The following is a 14,769-nucleotide window of genomic DNA, read 5'->3' as shown; positions in this document are numbered from 1 at the left end:
GGTCGAAGCCGAGGACGCGCTTGGTGGCGGCCACCTCGTCCTCGCCGAGCGCCGAGCCGTGCGCGGCCTCGGTGTTCTGGGCGTGCGGGGCGGGCCAGGCGATGATCGAGCGCATCGCGATGAAGGACGGCCGGTCGGTGACCGCCTTGGCCTCCTGGATCGCGGCGAAGATCGCCTGCGGGTCCAGGTCGCCGTTCTCCTTGGCCTCCACGCGCTGCACGTGCCAGCCGTAGGCCTCGTACCGCTTCACGGTGTCCTCGGAGACGGCCGTCTCGGTGTCGCCCTCGATCGAGATGTGGTTGTCGTCCCACAGCAGGATCAGGTTGCCGAGCTTCTGGTGGCCCGCCAGCGACGAGGCCTCCGCGGAGATGCCCTCCTGCAGACAGCCGTCACCGGCGATGCAGTAGATGAAGTGGTCGAAGGGCGACTCGCCCCGCGCCGCCTCCGGGTCGAACAGGCCGCGCTCGTAGCGGGCGGCCATCGCCATGCCCACCGCGTTGGCCACGCCCTGGCCGAGCGGCCCGGTGGTGGTCTCCACGCCCGCGGTGTGCCCGTACTCCGGGTGGCCCGGGGTCTTCGAGCCCCAGGTGCGGAACGACTTCAGGTCCTCCAGCTCCAGGCCGAAACCGGCCAGGTACAGCTGGGTGTAGAGGGTCAGGGAGGAGTGGCCGGCGGACAGCACGAAGCGGTCGCGCCCCACCCACTGCGGATCGGACGGGTCGTGCCGCATCACCTTCTGGAAGAGGGTGTAGGCGGCGGGAGCCAGGCTCATCGCCGTGCCGGGATGGCCGTTGCCGACCTTCTGTACGGCATCGGCGGCCAGGACGCGTGCGGTGTCGACCGCGCGCTGGTCCAACTCGGTCCACTCGAGGTCTGTGGTGGTCGGCTTGGTGCTCACCCTGGGTCAGGGCTCCTCTCCACATGTCGGATGCCGGTGCACGTGACCGCGCGCCGGCTGCCGGCCTTCTCCGCGTCGGCCGGCCGCTGTCGAGCCTATCCCGTAAGAACGTGCGTTTTTCCGCGTCATTCCAGAGTGCCGGGACTCTTGCAGATCCGCCTCCCCGCCTGCGCGTAACCCGATTCGGCACATGAATACGAAGGCGCTCATCCGATCACTCAATCGAGCCGGCGCGCGCCCGTCGGAGGGCCGGGGCCAACACGACCCCACCCCCGCGAAGGCCGGGGTCTGGGCAACGTCTACAGTGGCGTGGTACGCGCGAGCCTTTACCGCCGCTTCACATGGCGGGGCTCGCTGGGATGTCTCTGTCAGGGGTGTGCGTGACGGCCGTCGAATCCCGTCCAGCGGGGGTGGTGCTCGATGCGAGCCAGAAGTCGAGCCGCCGGCCGTTCGGGGCCCGTGTCAAGGCGTTCGTGGCGCTGACCAAGCCGCGGATCATCGAGCTGCTGCTCATCACCACCGTTCCGGTGATGTTCCTGGCGCAGCGGGGCGTGCCGGACCTCGGTCTGGTCGTCCTCACCTGCGTCGGCGGCTACCTGTCCGCGGGCGGCGCCAACGCGCTGAACATGTACATCGACCGTGACATCGACGCCCTCATGGACCGCACCTCGCAGCGGCCGCTCGTCACCGGCATGGTGAGCCCGCGCGAGTGCCTCGCCTTCGGCATCTCGCTGGCCGTCGTCTCCACGCTGCTGTTCGGCCTCACCGTCAACTGGCTCTCGGCATGGCTGTCGCTCGGAGCGCTCCTCTTCTACGTCGTCGTCTACACGATGATCCTCAAAAGGCGTACGTCGCAGAACATCGTCTGGGGCGGCATCGCCGGCTGCATGCCGGTGCTGATCGGCTGGTCCTCCGTCACCGGCACCGTGTCCTGGGCGCCGGTGATCCTCTTCCTCGTCATGTTCTTCTGGACGCCGCCGCACTACTGGCCGCTGTCCATGAAGGTCAAGGACGACTACGCGCGCGTGGGCGTGCCGATGCTGCCGGTCATCGCCTCCAACAAGGTCGTCGCCCGGCAGATCGTCATCTACAGCTGGGTCATGGTGGCCGTCTCGCTGCTGCTCACCCCGCTCGGCTACACCGGCTGGTTCTACACGGCGGTGGCCCTCGCGGCCGGCGGCTGGTGGCTGTGGGAGGCGCACGCGCTGCAGAACCGCGCCAAGGCCGAGGCGACCGGCGGCAAGCTCAAGGAGATGCGCCTGTTCCACTGGTCCATCACCTACGTCTCGCTGCTGTTCGTCGCGGTGGCGGTGGACCCCTTCCTGCGCTAGAGGGCACGCGTGCGAAGCACTTCGGGTGGGGTGCGTGGTCAAGGCCACGCACCCCACCCGTCGCCGTTTGATCTACCCGTCGGTAGCATCCTGGTCATGGCAGAGACTGAGCAGGTGGACCCGAAGGACGAGCGCACGGTGGCGCGCCTCGCCAAGCGGATCGGTGCGTTCTCCAGGGCGCACGGCGGTGCCGAGGGCCAGGTGGCCCACCTCGGCGAGCGCGGCGCGCGCATCGTTCTCGTCGGCGAGGACGGCGGCTGGGGCGACCTGGTGGCGCCCTCCTGCGAACTGGCCGAGAAGGCCGTGGCGAAGGCCGGCATCACCCTCCACGAGGACTTCGACGGCGAGTTCGCGGCCAAGGTGCGCACCGGTCCGTACGAGTGGACGCGCATGGCCGGGATCCAGGTGGGCGGTCCCAGCAACACCTGACGCCGGTTCACCCGTTAGGACGTGTGAGGAGCACGCGTCCACCGAACGGGGAGTCCGGATGATCGAAACGCCGTCCCTGGTGGACCAGTACTGCCACGGCGTCCTGAGAACGGAGCTGGGCCTCGGCACCTTCGAGGCCCAGCTGGCCCGCACCGAGGGCCCGCCCGCCCCCGGCACCACCCTCTTCGACACCCAGACCGGTTTCGCCCTACGCCGCTGGTGCCCCCCGCTGCTCGACCTCGAGCCGCACTGCCAGCCCGCGCGCTATCTGGCCCGCCGCAGGGAACTGGGCGTGCTGGAGGCCGGCCGCAGGCTGCTGCGCGGCAGCGGCATCACGACCTACCTCGTCGACACCGGGCTGCCCGGGGACCTCACCGGGCCCGGCGAGATGGCCTCCACGGCAGACGCGGCCGCGCACGAGATCGTGCGTCTGGAACTGCTCGCCGAGCAGGTCGCCGACACCTCCGGGACCGTCGAGTCCTTCCTCGCCAACCTCGCCGAGTCGGTGCACGGCGCGGCCGCGCACGCCGTCGCCTTCACCTCCGTGGCGGGCCTGCGGCACGGCCTGGCGCTCGCGCCGGAGCCGCCCGGGCCGGGTGAGGTGCGGGGCGCGGCGGGCCGCTGGCTGGCCGGACGGCGGGTCGGCGGCGAGCTGAGCGACCCGGTGCTGCTGCGCCACCTGCTGTGGATCGCGGTCGCCTCCGGCCGCCCGCTGCAACTGCACGCGGGCCTCGGCGAGCCGGGCGCGCGCATCGACCGCACCGACCCGGTGCTGCTGACCGACTTCGTACGGGCCACCGCGGGCCTGGGCACCGACCTCGTGCTGCTGCACGGCTACCCGTACCACCGCCAGGCCGCCCACCTGGCCGGCGTCTTCCCGCACGTGTACGCCGACTCGGGCGCCGCCCTGGTGCGCACCGGTGCGCGGGCCGCGACGATCCTCGCCGAGATCCTGGAGCTGGCCCCGTTCGGCAAGATCCTCTTCTCCAGCGGGGCGCACGGCCTGCCCGAGCTGCACGTGGTGGGCGCCCGGCTGTTCACCGAGGCGCTGGACCGGGTGCTGGGCGCCTGGGTCGCGGAGGGCGCCTGGTCGCCGGGGGACGCGCAGCGGGTGGCCCGGATGGTCGCGGCGGGCAACGCCGGGCGGGTGTACGGGCTGCGCTGAGCGCCCGCCCGCAACGTGCCCCCGCGCGGGAGGCCGGCTACGCCGTCGTCAGGCTCGCCTCGGTGGAAGGCCCGGGCAGACCGGTCACGGACACGGGACGCTCCCGCAGCGACAGCAGCACCCTCAGCACCCCGACCCACATCACGCAGGAGCCCAGCATGTGCAGCGCCACCAGCGCCTCGGGCAGGTGCGTGAAGTACTGGACGTAGCCGATGACGCCCTGGCCGAGCAGGATCAGGAACAGCTCGCGCGTGCGGTGCAGCGGGCCCGGGGGCGCGTCGACGGCCTTGAGGACGAACCACAGCGCGAACGTCAGCGTCACCACGATCCAGGCGAGCACCGCGTGCATCTTGGCGACCGTCTCCCAGTCGACGGGGATCCGCTCGACCTCCTTGGAGTCGCCCGCGTGGGGGCCCGCGCCGGTCACCACCGTGCCCACCACGATCAGCAGCCCGCTCGCCACGACCAGGAACCACACCAGCTGCTGCACGGCCTTGCCGACCAGCGGGCGCGGCGCCGTGTCGCCCTCGCGGGTGCGCTGCCACATCACCGTGGCCACCGCGATCAGCGCGCTGGACAGCAGGAAGTGCGCCGCGACGGTGTACGGGTTCAGGCCGACCAGGACGACGATGCCGCCGAGCACCGCGTTGCCCATGACGATCCAGAACTGCGCCCAGCCGAGCCGGGTCAGGCTGCGCCGCCACGGCTTCTGGGCCCGCGCGGCGACGATCGCCCAGCCGACGGCCGCGCACAGCACGTACGTCAGCATGCGGTTGCCGAACTCGATGACGCCGTGGAAGCCCATCGCCCGTGTGGTGGTCAGCGAGGTGTCCGTGCAGGTCGGCCAGGTGGGGCAGCCAAGCCCTGAGCCGGTGAGCCGGACGGCGCCGCCGGTGACGACGATGATGACGCCCATGGCGAGCGCGGCGAACGCGGCGCGCTGGACGGTCCTCGGGTGCGGGGTCCAGCGTCCGGCGATGAAGGCGAGCGGGTTGCGCACGGCGGCGAGGGCGTCGGCGCGGGTCAGGTTCGGCACGCGTTCCATCGTAGGGCGCTGCTTGTGCACGGTTTCACGAGGGTCCATGGCAGGCCTTGTGTCCCTACTCCCAGCGGAAGAACTTCCCGGCGGCCGCGAGTCCCACGACGGCCCACACCGCGAGGATGCCGCAGTCGCCCCACGGCAGGCCCGCGCCGTGCCGCAGCACCGCCCGCAGCCCGTCGGACAGGGCGGAGACGGGAAGCAGCTCCAGGACGCTGCGGGCGCCCGCCGGGAACTTGTCCAGCGGCACGATCACGCCGCCGCCCATGAGCAGCAGCAGGAAGACCAGGTTGGCCGCGGCCAGCGTGGCCTCGGCCTTGAGCGTGCCCGCCATCAGCAGGCCCAGCCCGGAGAAGGCGGCCGTGCCGAGGACGAGCAGCAGGAGCACGGCGAGCGGGTTGCCGTGCGGCGACCAGCCGAGCGCGAGGGCGATCGCGGTCAGCAGGATCACCTGGAGGACCTCGGTGACCAGCACCGAGGCCGTCTTGGCGGTCATCAGGCCCCAGCGCGGCAGCGGAGAGGACGCCAGCCGCTTGAGCACGCCGTAGCGCCGCTCGAAGCCGGTCGCGATGGCCTGCCCGGTGAACGCGGTCGACATCACCGCCAGCGCGAGGATGCCGGGTGTGAGGAAGTCCACGCTCTTCCCGGCGCCGGTGTCCACGATGTCCACCGAGCTGAACAGCACCAGCAGCAGGGTCGGGATCACGGCGGTGAGCAGCAGCTGCTCGCCGTTGCGCAGCAGCATCCTGGTCTCGAGCACCGCCTGGGCGGTGATCATGCGGGGGAGGGGGGCCGCCCCGGGCTTCGGGGCGTAGGTGCCCGTGGCGGGGCCGGTGGCGGTGGTCACGAGCGCAGCTCCTTGCCGGTCAGCTCCAGGAAGACGTCCTCAAGAGTGTGCCGCTCCACGGAGATCCGGTCCGGCATGACCCCGTGCTGGGCGCACCAGGACGTCACCGTGGCGAGCAGCTGCGGGTCGACCTTGCCGACGACGCGGTAGGCGCCCGGGGTCAGCTCGGCGGCGGTGCAGTCGGCGGGCAGCGCCTTGAGCAGGGATCCGATGTCCAGGCCGGGGCGGCCGGTGAAACGCAGGGTGTTCTCCGCGCCGCCGCGGCACAGCTCCTCCGGGGAGCCCTGGGCGATGACCCGGCCGGCGTCGATGATCGCCACGTCGTCGGCGAGCTGCTCGGCCTCCTCCATGTAGTGCGTGGTGAGGATCACGGAGACGCCGTCGCCGCGCAGGTCGCGCACCAGGTCCCAGGTGGCCCGGCGGGCCTGCGGATCCAGGCCCGCGGTCGGCTCGTCCAGGAACACCAGCTCGGGGCGGCCCACCACGGCCATGGCGAGCGCGAGCCGCTGCTGCTGCCCGCCGGACAGCCGGCGGTAGCCGGTGCGGCCGCAGGAGCCGAGACCCAGCCGCTCGATCAGGGCGTCCACGTCGAGGGGATGGGCGTGCAGCTTCGCCACGTGGCGCAGCATCTCGTCGGCGCGCGCACCGGAGTACACGCCCCCGGACTGGAGCATCACCCCGATCCGGGGCCGCAGTTCGCGGGACTGTCCGACGGGGTCGAGACCCAGGACGCGCACCGTGCCGGAATCCGGCCGCCGGTACCCCTCGCAGGTCTCGACCGTCGTCGTCTTGCCCGCACCGTTGGGACCGAGTACGGCGGTCACTCCCGCCCGGGCCACCAGGTCGAGGCCGTCCACCGCGGTCTTCGTGCCGTACCGCTTCACCAGTGCCTGGACCTGGACCACGGGCTCACTTCGCATGGACCCAGAGTCTAGGTACGCGCGCGTGCTCTCAGACGGCCGGGTACGGGAAGTCCTCCTCACGGGGCCGGTGCAGCGCCAGCCACCGCTCGGCGTACGCCACCGCGTCGGCCACGGGGAACAGCCTGGCCCCGGCGGCGCCGACCCTGCCCCGCGCCACCGGCCGGTCCCGCTCGAAGTCGTGGCCGAGCTCGTCGAACCGCTCGGAGGTGATGGACACCTCGGTCAGCACCTCCCACCCGTCGGGGCCGGGCCTGCCCACCCCGACGAGCGGGCCCGGTATCCGGTACTCGGCCAGGTGGAAGCTGGTGCACGTGTCGTATCCGGCCCCGAGCAGCAGCACCCGCGCGCCGAGCGACTCCAGCCGCGCCAGCGGACTGCGCTCCCCGAGCCGGCAGTCGGGCGCATGATTCCCGACGATCTCCGCCGCGCGCGGGCCGAGGGCCGCGAACGAGGTGTGCGGGTGGGCGCTGCGCAGCGCGCCCGGCCAGGTGCGCACGGTCTCCGGGATCACGCCGACCCCGCGTGAGGGCGTGGTGCGGGGGTCGTAGACGGGCATCGAGGCGCGGATGGTCTCCCACCACTCCTCGGGCACCGGCGGGCTGCTCCACAGGGCAGGGTCGGAGAGGTCGCCGGACTGGGTGGGGACCACCAGGGTGCCGTCCGGGCCGAGGGCGTCCAGCAGTCCCCGGACCACCGCGACGGGGCCGCCGCAGACCCAGCCGAGTGAACTCAGGGAGGAGTGCGCGAGGAGGATCTCGCCGGGGCGCACGCCGAGCTCCCGCAGGGCGCCGGAGACGGTGTCCCGGGTCACGAGTGGGCCGGTCGGAGGGGGTGTGGGCATGGTCCGGCAGTCTTCCGCCCACATCCGCCGCCCGCCACCGGATTCTTCGGCACCGGACCGTTTCCGCAGGTGGGATTAGGTTCGCCTAAGTGACGCAGGGCACCGCCCGCTCCGGCCGGTGTCGCTTGTCACTCCCGCAGGAATTACGCAACAATGGCGTTGTGAAAAACGTCGGCGAGGCTCGGGAGACCCCCACGGGGGCCCCTCAGGAGGAGTTCGCGACCGGGGAGCGCTCCACGCGCAACCGCGTCGCGCGGTCCATCCTGGACCACGGCCCGTCGACCGTCGCCGAGCTGGCCGGGCGGCTGGGACTCACCCAGGCGGCCGTGCGGCGCCATCTGGACGCGCTGGCCGCCGACGACGTGGTCGAGGCGCGCGAGCGCCGGGTCTACGGGGCGCGCACCCGTGGCCGCCCCGCCAAGGTCTTCGCGCTCACCGACTGCGGCCGCGACGCCTTCGACCAGTCCTACGACAAGCTCGCCGCCGACGCGCTGCGCTGGATCGCCGACCAGGAGGGCGGCCAGGAGGCGGTCGTCGCCTTCGCCCGCGCCCGGATCGCCGCACAGGCGCGCGCTTACCGCGAGGCGATCGAGGGCGCGGGACCCGACGAGCGCGCCGAAGCGCTGGCCAGGGCCCTGAGCCAGGACGGGTACGCTGCTACGGCGCGCAGCGCGCCCCTCCCGCACAAGGGTGAGCAGCTCTGCCAGCACCACTGCCCGGTCGCCCACGTCGCCGAACAGTTCCCCCAGCTGTGCGAGGCGGAGACGGAGATCTTCGCCGAGCTCCTGGGTACCCACGTCCAGCGGCTGGCGACCATCGCGCACGGCGACGGCGTCTGCACGACGTTCATCCCCAAGATTCCCAACGACGCATCCGCAAGCACGGCCGGGAGGAACCCCGCATGACTCTCCCCACGGAGACTGCCCACCCCGAACTCGAGGGCCTGGGCAACTACGAATACGGCTGGGCCGACTCCGACGTGGCCGGCGCCTCCGCCAGGCGCGGTCTGAACGAGGAGGTCGTCCGCGACATCTCGGCCAAGAAGTCCGAGCCGGAGTGGATGACCAAGCTGCGTCTGAAGGGTCTGCGCCTCTTCGAGAAGAAGCCCATGCCGAACTGGGGCTCGGACCTGTCGGGGATCGACTTCGACAACATCAAGTACTTCGTGCGCTCCACGGAGAAGCAGGCGGAGTCCTGGGAGGAACTGCCCGAGGACATCAAGAACACCTACGACCGGCTCGGCATCCCGGAGGCGGAGAAGCAGCGCCTGGTCGCCGGTGTCGCCGCGCAGTACGAGTCGGAGGTCGTCTACCACCAGATCCGCGAGGACCTGGAGGAGCAGGGCGTCATCTTCCTGGACACCGACACCGCCCTGAAGGAGCACCCCGAGCTCTTCAAGGAGTACTTCGGCACGGTCATCCCGGCCGGCGACAACAAGTTCGCCTCGCTGAACACCGCCGTGTGGTCCGGCGGCTCCTTCATCTACGTCCCGCCGGGCGTCCACGTCGAGATCCCGCTCCAGGCCTACTTCCGGATCAACACCGAGAACATGGGCCAGTTCGAGCGCACCCTGATCATCGTCGACGAGGGCGCCTACGTGCACTACGTCGAGGGCTGCACCGCCCCGATCTACAAGTCGGACTCGCTGCACAGCGCCGTGGTCGAGATCATCGTCAAGAAGAACGCCCGCTGCCGCTACACGACCATCCAGAACTGGTCGAACAACGTCTACAACCTGGTCACCAAGCGCGCCGTGGCCTACGAGGGCGCGACCATGGAGTGGATCGACGGCAACATCGGCTCCAAGGTGACGATGAAGTACCCGGCCGTCTACCTGATGGGCGAGCACGCCAAGGGCGAGACCCTGTCCATCGCCTTCGCCGGCGAGGGCCAGCACCAGGACGCCGGTTCCAAGATGGTCCACATGGCGCCGAACACCTCCTCCAACATCGTCTCCAAGTCGGTGGCGCGCGGCGGCGGCCGCACCTCCTACCGCGGCCTGGTGGAGATCGGCGAGGGCGCCGCGGGATCGAAGTCGAACGTGCTGTGCGACGCGCTGCTCGTCGACACCATCTCCCGCTCCGACACCTACCCCTACGTCGACGTCCGCGAGGACGACGTGTCCATGGGGCACGAGGCCACCGTCTCCAAGGTCTCCGAGGACCAGCTCTTCTACCTGATGAGCCGTGGTCTGTCCGAGTTCGAGGCGATGGCGATGATCGTGCGCGGCTTCGTCGAGCCGATCGCCAAGGAACTGCCCATGGAGTACGCGCTGGAGCTCAACCGGCTGATCGAGCTGCAGATGGAGGGCGCGGTCGGTTAGCACCGGCCCGGGCCGGCGGTCGTCCGACCGACCCCGGCCCGCCGTCCCCGTCAGGCCCTTACGTAACGGAAAGCGAGCAATACGACAGCCATGGCCGAGGCCCAGAACATCCCCGTGGGGTCCACCACCGCGGGCCAGATCGCGGTCGCCGCCGAGTCGACCGTCGCCACGCGCATGAGCGCGCCCCCGTCCTTCGACGTGGCGGACTTCCCGGTCCCGCACGGCCGCGAGGAGGAGTGGCGGTTCACCCCGCTGGAGCGGCTGCGCGGCCTGCACGACGGCACCGCCACCGCCACCGGCGAGGGCGTGAAGGTGGACGTCCAGGCCCCCGAGGGCGTCACCGTCGAGACCGTCGGCCGCGACGACGCCCGGCTCGGCAGGGCCGGCACCCCCGTGGACCGCATCGCCGCGCAGGCCTACTCCGCCTTCGAGAAGGCCTCGGTCGTGACCGTCCCCAAGGAGACCGTCCTCACCGAGCCCGTCCGCATCGCGGTGCACGGCCAGGGCGGCACCGCCTACTGCCACCAGGTCATCGAGCTCGGCGCCTTCGCCGAGGCCGTCGTCGTCATCGACCACACCGGTGACGCGGTGCTCGCCGCCAACGTCGACTACCTGCTCGGCGACGGCGCCAAGCTGACCGTCGTCTCCGTCCAGGACTGGGACGACAAGTCCGTGCACGTCGCCCAGCACAACGCGCGCATCGGCCGCGACGCCTCCTTCAAGTCCGTCGTCGTCACCTTCGGCGGCGACCTGGTCCGGCTGCACCCGCGCGTGACCTACGCCGGCCCCGGCGGCGAGGCCGAGCTGCTCGGCCTGTACTTCACCGACTCCGCCCAGCACCAGGAGCACCGGCTCTTCGTCGACCACAACACCCCGCACTGCAAGTCGAACGTCGTCTACAAGGGCGCGCTCCAGGGCGACGACGCACACGCGGTGTGGATCGGCGACGTGCTCATCGAGGCCAGGGCCGAGGGCACGGACACGTACGAGATGAACCGCAACCTCGTCCTGACCGACGGCGCCCGAGTCGACTCGGTGCCCAACCTGGAGATCGAGACCGGCGAGATCGTCGGCGCCGGTCACGCCTCCGCCACCGGCCGCTTCGACGACGAGCAGCTCTTCTACCTGATGGCCCGCGGCATCCCCGAGCAGGACGCCCGCCGTCTGGTGGTGCGCGGCTTCTTCGCCGAGCTGGTCCAGCAGATCGGCGTCGACGACATCGAGGCACGGCTGATCGAGAAGATCGAGGCCGAGCTGGAGGCCACCGTCTGATGGCCTACGTACGCGTCTGCGGGCTGAGCGAGCTGGAGGAGGACACCCCGAAGCGGGTGGAACTCGACGGCACGCCCATCTCCCTCGTGCGCACCTGCGACGAAGTCTTCGCGATCTACGACATCTGCTCCCACGCGAACGTCTCGCTCGCCGAGGGCGAGGTCGACGACTGCCACGTCGAGTGCTGGCTGCACGGCTCGCGCTTCGACCTCCGTTCCGGCAAGCCGGACGCGCTGCCCGCGACACGCCCCGTCCCCGTATACCCCGTAAAGATCGAAGGGGACGACGTGCTCGTCTCCCTCTCCCAGGAGTCCTGAGGCACCCATGGCAACGCTTGAAATCCGAGACCTGCACGTCACCGTCGAGGCCGACAACGCCACGAAGGAGATCCTCAAGGGCGTCGACCTCACCGTGAAGCAGGGCGAGACGCACGCCATCATGGGCCCCAACGGCTCGGGCAAGTCGACCCTCGCCTACTCGCTCGCGGGTCACCCCAAGTACACGATCACCAGTGGCACCGTGCTGCTCGACGGCGAGGACGTCCTGGAGATGTCCGTCGACGAGCGCGCCCGCGCGGGCCTGTTCCTGGCGATGCAGTACCCGGTCGAGGTCCCCGGCGTCTCCGTCTCCAACTTCCTGCGCACCTCCGCCACCGCCGTCCGCGGCGAGGCCCCCAAGCTGCGCACCTGGGTGAAGGAGGTCAAGGAGACCATGGAGCGGCTCCACATGGACCCCTCCTTCGCCGAGCGCAACGTCAACGAGGGCTTCTCCGGCGGTGAGAAGAAGCGCCACGAGATCCTCCAGCTGGAGCTGCTCAAGCCGAAGATCGCGATCCTCGACGAGACCGACTCCGGCCTGGACGTCGACGCGCTGCGGATCGTCTCCGAGGGCGTCAACCGCGTCCGCGACACCGGCGAGGTCGGCACCCTGCTGATCACCCACTACACGCGCATCCTGCGCTACATCAAGCCCGACCACGTCCACGTGTTCGCCGGCGGCCGCATCGTCGAGTCCGGCGGTCCCGAGCTCGCGGACAAGCTGGAGAACGAGGGCTACGAGGCTTACACGAAGGGTGGCGCATCCGAGTGACACAGCTGCCGGGCCTCCTCGACACCGAGGCGCTCCGCAAGGACTTCCCCGTCCTGGACCGCGTGGTCCACGACGGCCGGAAGCTCGTGTACCTGGACAACGCGGCGACGTCGCAGAAGCCGCGCCAGGTGCTGGACGCCCTGAGCGAGTACTACGAGCGCTACAACGCCAACGTCCACCGCGGTGTGCATGTGCTCGCCGAGGAGGCCACGGCGCTGTACGAGGGCGCGCGCGACAAGGTCGCCGCGTTCATCAACGCGCCGAGCCGCGACGAGGTGATCTTCACCAAGAACGCCTCCGAGTCGCTCAACCTCGTGGCGAACATGCTGGGCTGGGCCGACGAGCCCTACCGGGTGGACCACGAGACCGAGATCGTCATCACGGAGATGGAGCACCACTCCAACATCGTCCCCTGGCAGCTGCTCGCGCAGCGCACGGGCGCGAAGCTGAAGTGGTTCGGGCTGACCGACGACGGCCGGCTCGACCTGTCCCGAATCGACGAGATCATCACCGAGAAGACGAAGATCGTCTCCTTCGTGCTGGTGTCCAACATCCTGGGCACGGTCAACCCGGTCGAGGCGATAGTGCGCCGCGCCCAGGAGGTCGGCGCCCTGGTCTGCGTCGACGCCTCCCAGGCCGCCCCGCACATGCCGCTGGACGTCCAGGCCCTCCAGGCCGACTTCGTGGCCTTCACCGGCCACAAGATGTGCGGCCCGACCGGCATCGGCGTCCTGTGGGGCCGCCAGGAGCTGCTGGAGGACCTGCCTCCGTTCCTCGGCGGCGGCGAGATGATCGAGACCGTGTCGATGCACTCCTCGACGTACGCGCCCGCCCCGCACAAGTTCGAGGCGGGCACCCCGCCGATCGCGCAGGCGGTCGGCCTCGGCGCGGCGATCGACTACCTCGACTCGATCGGCATGGACAGGATCCTCGCCCACGAGCACGCGCTCACCGAGTACGCGGTGAAGCGGCTGGCGGAGGTCCCGGACCTGCGCATCATCGGCCCCACCACGGCCGAGGACCGAGGCGCCGCGATCTCCTTCACGCTCGGCGACATCCACCCGCACGACGTGGGCCAGGTCCTGGACGAGCAGGGCATCGCGGTCCGCGTCGGCCACCACTGCGCGCGGCCCGTCTGCCTCCGGTACGGAATTCCCGCGACCACGCGAGCGTCGTTCTATCTGTACTCCACTCCGGCCGAGATCGACGCTCTGGTCGAGGGCCTGGAGCACGTACGGAACTTCTTCGGATGAGGGGCTGAGGCGTGAAGCTGGACTCCATGTACCAGGAAGTCATCCTGGACCACTACAAGAACCCGCACGGGCGGGGCTTGCGGGACGGCGACGCCGAGGTGCACCACGTCAACCCGACGTGCGGCGACGAGATCACGCTGCGCGTCAAGTACGACGGCACGACGATCAGCGACGTCTCGTACGAGGGCCAGGGCTGCTCCATCAGCCAGGCCTCGGCGTCCGTGCTGAACGAACTCCTCGTCGGCAAGGAGCTGGCGGAGGCGCAGAAGATCCAGGAGACCTTCCTGGAGCTGATGCAGTCCAAGGGGAAGATCGAGCCCGACGACGCGATGGAGGACGTCCTGGAGGACGCGGTGGCGTTCGCCGGGGTGTCGAAGTACCCGGCCCGGGTCAAGTGCGCCCTGCTGAGCTGGATGGCCTGGAAGGACGCGACGGCCCAGGCGCTGGACGGCGCCGACGCCGAAAGGAAGACGGCATGAGCGAGACCGTGGAGATGAAGCCGGCCTCGGAGGAGGAGCTCCGCGAGGCCCTGATGGACGTGGTCGACCCCGAACTGGGCATCGACGTCGTCAACCTGGGGCTGATCTACGGCATCCACGTCGACGAGTCGAACATCGCGACCGTCGACATGACCCTGACCTCGGCGGCCTGCCCGCTGACCGACGTGATCGAGGACCAGGCCAAGTCCGCCACCGACGGCCTGGTCAGCGAGTTGCGCATCAACTGGGTCTGGATGCCGCCGTGGGGTCCGGACAAGATCACCGACGACGGCCGCGAGCAGCTGCGCGCGCTGGGCTTCAACGTCTGAGCCCCACGCGCACGGCCGCCGCACGCGCGGAACACGGAGACGGCGAGGTTCCTTACGGGCCTCGCCGTCTCCGTGTTCCGCCGTACGCACCGTACACGCGCCATCACCGCGTCATTAGGCTCCGGGTTCCATGGGATACGTGATGCTCGCCGGCGCCATCGCCGCGGAAGTCGCCGCCACCACCGCCATGAAGTACAGCGAGGGCTTCAGCAGGCTCGGCCCCTCGCTGGTGACCGTCCTCGGCTACGTGCTCTCCTTCGCCCTGCTCGCCCAGACCCTGAAGACCGTCTCCATCGGCTCGGCCTACGCCATCTGGTCGGGGGTGGGCACCGCGGCCGTGGCCGCGATCGGGCTGGTGCTCTTCGGGGAGGGGCTCGGCGTGGCCAAGGTCGCCGGGATCGTGCTGATCGTCGGCGGGGTGGTGGTGCTGAACCTCGGCGGGGCGCATTGACCAGCCGGTCCGGGCCCCGCCCGACCGGTCCATGAGACGCCCCGGGGAGCGGTTCGCCGGGGCCGGGGCGCTCACGTTAGGTTTCCCCCATGACCGACAC

Annotated in this window: 17 protein-coding genes; 12 read left to right on the top strand and 5 right to left on the bottom strand. The window is 70.6% G+C overall.

The features are described from left to right. Window positions 1-898: transketolase family protein (locus IE249_RS38565; RefSeq protein ID WP_229859326.1), on the bottom strand; the 898-nt coding region annotated here is incomplete at its 3' end. 374 nt (window positions 899-1,272) lie between these two features. On the opposite strand from IE249_RS38565, the gene IE249_RS26650 reads away from it, so the two are divergent. The 3 genes from IE249_RS26650 to IE249_RS26640 all read left to right on the top strand — a co-directional run bounded on the left by IE249_RS26650 (window position 1,273) and on the right by IE249_RS26640 (window position 3,823). Continuing rightward, window positions 1,273-2,229, top strand: coding sequence for a heme o synthase (locus tag IE249_RS26650; RefSeq protein WP_189708714.1), 957 nt, complete (start codon window positions 1,273-1,275; stop codon window positions 2,227-2,229). 96 nt (window positions 2,230-2,325) lie between these two features. Next, window positions 2,326-2,658 carry a hypothetical protein gene (locus IE249_RS26645; protein ID WP_189708681.1) on the top strand — a complete coding sequence of 111 codons (333 nt, stop codon included), beginning with the start codon at window positions 2,326-2,328 and terminating at the stop codon, window positions 2,656-2,658. A 58-nt stretch (window positions 2,659-2,716) separates the two neighbouring features. Beyond that, entirely contained in the window at window positions 2,717-3,823 is a 1,107-nt protein-coding gene (locus tag IE249_RS26640) for an amidohydrolase family protein (protein WP_189708679.1), read from the top strand. 37 nt (window positions 3,824-3,860) lie between these two features. Here IE249_RS26640 and IE249_RS26635 read toward each other — a convergent pair whose 3' ends face one another. The 4 genes from IE249_RS26635 to IE249_RS26620 all read right to left on the bottom strand — a co-directional run bounded on the left by IE249_RS26635 (window position 3,861) and on the right by IE249_RS26620 (window position 7,473). Next, on the bottom strand, window positions 3,861-4,868 hold the full coding sequence (locus IE249_RS26635) for a COX15/CtaA family protein (RefSeq protein WP_189708712.1): 1,008 nt from the start codon (window positions 4,866-4,868) through the stop codon (window positions 3,861-3,863). Window positions 4,869-4,923: 55 nt separating this feature from the next. After that, window positions 4,924-5,640: an ABC transporter permease gene (locus tag IE249_RS26630; protein WP_189708710.1), complete on the bottom strand. Its 717-nt coding sequence runs from the start codon at window positions 5,638-5,640 to the stop codon at window positions 4,924-4,926. 65 nt (window positions 5,641-5,705) lie between these two features. Beyond that, window positions 5,706-6,629, bottom strand: a complete 924-nt coding sequence (locus IE249_RS26625) for an ABC transporter ATP-binding protein (protein WP_189708677.1) — start codon at window positions 6,627-6,629, stop codon at window positions 5,706-5,708. A 31-nt stretch (window positions 6,630-6,660) separates the two neighbouring features. Next, entirely contained in the window at window positions 6,661-7,473 is an 813-nt protein-coding gene (locus tag IE249_RS26620; protein ID WP_189708675.1) for an AAC(3) family N-acetyltransferase, read from the bottom strand. Between the two features lie 161 nt (window positions 7,474-7,634). Here IE249_RS26620 and IE249_RS26615 point away from each other — a divergent pair, with 161 nt between their 5' ends. The 9 genes from IE249_RS26615 (at window position 7,635) to IE249_RS26575 (ending at window position 14,669) form a co-directional block, all read left to right on the top strand. Then, window positions 7,635-8,378, top strand: a complete 744-nt coding sequence (locus IE249_RS26615) for a helix-turn-helix transcriptional regulator (RefSeq protein ID WP_189708673.1) — start codon at window positions 7,635-7,637, stop codon at window positions 8,376-8,378. Then, window positions 8,375-9,796, top strand: a complete 1,422-nt coding sequence (gene sufB, locus IE249_RS26610) for a Fe-S cluster assembly protein SufB (RefSeq protein ID WP_189708671.1) — start codon at window positions 8,375-8,377, stop codon at window positions 9,794-9,796. The genes IE249_RS26615 and sufB overlap by 4 nt, the downstream gene beginning before the upstream one ends. Window positions 9,797-9,886: 90 nt before the next feature. Continuing rightward, window positions 9,887-11,068, top strand: a complete 1,182-nt coding sequence (gene sufD, locus IE249_RS26605) for a Fe-S cluster assembly protein SufD (protein WP_189708669.1) — start codon at window positions 9,887-9,889, stop codon at window positions 11,066-11,068. Next, window positions 11,068-11,385, top strand: coding sequence for a non-heme iron oxygenase ferredoxin subunit (locus IE249_RS26600; RefSeq protein ID WP_189708667.1), 318 nt, complete (start codon window positions 11,068-11,070; stop codon window positions 11,383-11,385). The genes sufD and IE249_RS26600 overlap by 1 nt, the downstream gene beginning before the upstream one ends. 7 nt (window positions 11,386-11,392) lie before the next feature. Further along, on the top strand, window positions 11,393-12,157 hold the full coding sequence (sufC, locus tag IE249_RS26595; RefSeq protein WP_189708665.1) for a Fe-S cluster assembly ATPase SufC: 765 nt from the start codon (window positions 11,393-11,395) through the stop codon (window positions 12,155-12,157). Next, window positions 12,154-13,410, top strand: a complete 1,257-nt coding sequence (locus tag IE249_RS26590) for a cysteine desulfurase (protein WP_189708663.1) — start codon at window positions 12,154-12,156, stop codon at window positions 13,408-13,410. Before sufC ends, IE249_RS26590 begins: the two co-directional genes overlap by 4 nt. A gap of 11 nt (window positions 13,411-13,421) precedes the next feature. After that, window positions 13,422-13,889 carry a Fe-S cluster assembly sulfur transfer protein SufU gene (gene sufU, locus IE249_RS26585; protein WP_189708661.1) on the top strand — a complete coding sequence of 156 codons (468 nt, stop codon included), beginning with the start codon at window positions 13,422-13,424 and terminating at the stop codon, window positions 13,887-13,889. Continuing rightward, window positions 13,886-14,218, top strand: a complete 333-nt coding sequence (locus IE249_RS26580) for a metal-sulfur cluster assembly factor (RefSeq protein ID WP_003989431.1) — start codon at window positions 13,886-13,888, stop codon at window positions 14,216-14,218. The genes sufU and IE249_RS26580 overlap by 4 nt, the downstream gene beginning before the upstream one ends. A gap of 130 nt (window positions 14,219-14,348) precedes the next feature. Beyond that, a complete protein-coding gene (locus tag IE249_RS26575) occupies window positions 14,349-14,669 on the top strand; it encodes a DMT family transporter (RefSeq protein ID WP_189708659.1) in 321 nt (106 codons plus the stop codon). The last annotated feature ends 100 nt before the right edge of the window (window positions 14,670-14,769 follow it).

The sequence above is a fragment of the Streptomyces anandii JCM 4720 genome, assembly GCF_014650655.1.
In the GTDB taxonomy this organism is placed as follows: domain Bacteria; phylum Actinomycetota; class Actinomycetes; order Streptomycetales; family Streptomycetaceae; genus Streptomyces; species Streptomyces anandii.
This window is presented reverse-complemented; position numbering and strand designations above follow the sequence as displayed.

What these genes read in the sequence shown, in the direction of transcription:
- sufC (WP_189708665.1), top strand. Translation starts at nt 11,393, where the DNA reads ATGGCAACGCTTGAAATCCGAGACCTGCACGTCACCGTCGAGGCCGAC.
- IE249_RS26580 (WP_003989431.1), top strand. Translation starts at nt 13,886, where the DNA reads ATGAGCGAGACCGTGGAGATGAAGCCGGCCTCGGAGGAGGAGCTCCGC.
- IE249_RS26630 (WP_189708710.1), bottom strand. Translation starts at nt 5,640, where the DNA reads ATGATCACCGCCCAGGCGGTGCTCGAGACCAGGATGCTGCTGCGCAAC.
- IE249_RS26575 (WP_189708659.1), top strand. Translation starts at nt 14,349, where the DNA reads ATGGGATACGTGATGCTCGCCGGCGCCATCGCCGCGGAAGTCGCCGCC.
- IE249_RS26645 (WP_189708681.1), top strand. Translation starts at nt 2,326, where the DNA reads ATGGCAGAGACTGAGCAGGTGGACCCGAAGGACGAGCGCACGGTGGCG.
- IE249_RS26625 (WP_189708677.1), bottom strand. Translation starts at nt 6,629, where the DNA reads ATGCGAAGTGAGCCCGTGGTCCAGGTCCAGGCACTGGTGAAGCGGTAC.
- sufD (WP_189708669.1), top strand. Translation starts at nt 9,887, where the DNA reads ATGGCCGAGGCCCAGAACATCCCCGTGGGGTCCACCACCGCGGGCCAG.
- IE249_RS26640 (WP_189708679.1), top strand. Translation starts at nt 2,717, where the DNA reads ATGATCGAAACGCCGTCCCTGGTGGACCAGTACTGCCACGGCGTCCTG.
- IE249_RS26635 (WP_189708712.1), bottom strand. Translation starts at nt 4,868, where the DNA reads ATGGAACGCGTGCCGAACCTGACCCGCGCCGACGCCCTCGCCGCCGTG.
- sufB (WP_189708671.1), top strand. Translation starts at nt 8,375, where the DNA reads ATGACTCTCCCCACGGAGACTGCCCACCCCGAACTCGAGGGCCTGGGC.
- IE249_RS26600 (WP_189708667.1), top strand. Translation starts at nt 11,068, where the DNA reads ATGGCCTACGTACGCGTCTGCGGGCTGAGCGAGCTGGAGGAGGACACC.
- IE249_RS26620 (WP_189708675.1), bottom strand. Translation starts at nt 7,473, where the DNA reads ATGCCCACACCCCCTCCGACCGGCCCACTCGTGACCCGGGACACCGTC.